Source organism: Romboutsia sp. 13368, from assembly GCF_018336475.1.
Lineage (GTDB): Bacteria > Bacillota > Clostridia > Peptostreptococcales > Peptostreptococcaceae > Romboutsia.
Window position 1 is genome coordinate 1,161,626 of record NZ_CP048741.1, and the last position, 1,496, is coordinate 1,163,121.

Below are 1,496 nucleotides of genomic sequence, written 5' to 3' on the forward strand. Positions count from 1 at the left end.
TATAAAAACTATTTAAAGCTGCCGTGAGCTAAAATTCACCTTCAAATAAACTTACATATTATAAAGAAAAAATGACGBGCTTAAAACCGAATTTAAAAGGTCGTTTTTTTAACTTTTTATATTATTTCAAATAATGTTTGAGAAATTTTATCAGAAGCTTCTGAGTCCATTTCTTTAAGTGCATGAGCATAGATGTTTAATGTTGTATTGATATTAGAATGACCAACTCTTTCTGAAATTACCTTTATTGGAACTTTTGAATTTATAAGTAGAGTAACATGAGAATGTCTAAGGTCGTGAAATCTTATATGCTCTAAATTATTTTTAAGTAGGAACTTATTGAATTTTTTACTTAATACATCTTGAGCTATCGGTTGTTCATTTTTATCAAAAAATAATAAGTTCATGGTGTTTTTTATTTTACCTTTAAGTTTATTTTCTAATTGTAGTCTTTTATGATCTTTAAGCATTAGCATTATTTCTTTAGGGCATGTAATAGTTCTTTCTGAACTTTCGGTTTTAGGACTTTTTAATGATACTAATCCATTATTTCTTATTGTTATCTTATTAATAGTTACTGTAGAATTAGCAAAGTCTATATTATCCCAAGTAAGGCCTAAAATCTCGGATATTCTAAGCCCGAGACCACTAGCTAGATATATATATAATTCCATATCTGTATTTTTACATGTATTAAGAAGCTTAATCATATCTTCTTTATTATAGATGTTATTTTTAAACTTTCTGTTTTTAGGGACTTCAACACACTCAATAATATTTTCTTTTATAAGCCTTAATCTATAGGCCTTTTTAAAAGCTAAATTTAATATATTTACATGGACCTTTATAGTTTGAGGTGTCAATATTCCTGCTAAATCATCTATGTAATTTTGTATATGAATAGGTCTAATTTCATCAAGTTTATAAGAACCTAATAGTGGTATTATATACTTTTTACATATACGCATGTAATTATTATATGTAGTAATTGATATATTAATTTTATGTTTTTCGATAAAATCTAGCATAAATGATTCTACATTTAATGCGCTAGGTATTACTAATTTATCACTATATATACTATCTTTTACTTCGTTTAATTTCTTTGATGCATCTCTTTTCTTTTCAAAAGACCCCATGTTTTTTTGGATTTTCTTTCCGCTTTCTTTATCTTTATATTCTAAATAAACTATATAGTTTTTACTTCTTTTTCTAATAAATGCAAAACTCATTCTATCCTCCAATTTATAAAAATTATGTATTTATTATATCATAAAATTTAAAATAAAAAATACAAAATATCTGACATACAACTGACATAAATCTAAAATAATGCATAAAMANAYTGAAAATACTATATTTATTGTTTTTGGCATAAAAGTATATATTTTATGTTTGAGTGAACAGAAACATATTTTAAAACATAATATAACTTATAAACATATTCCTTTAAGGAGCTTTAATATGCATAAAAATATCAATTATCAAATGAATAC

At 24.1% G+C, this 1,496-nt stretch carries 1 protein-coding gene; it reads right to left on the minus strand.

Annotation, left to right across the window (positions count from 1 at the left end; genetic code table 11):
* Positions 1-116: 116 nt before the first annotated feature.
* Positions 117-1,232 (minus strand): tyrosine-type recombinase/integrase, encoded by a 1,116-nt coding sequence (locus G3997_RS04710; protein WP_296648892.1) that lies wholly within the window; start codon positions 1,230-1,232, stop codon positions 117-119.
* Positions 1,233-1,496 lie beyond the last annotated feature (264 nt).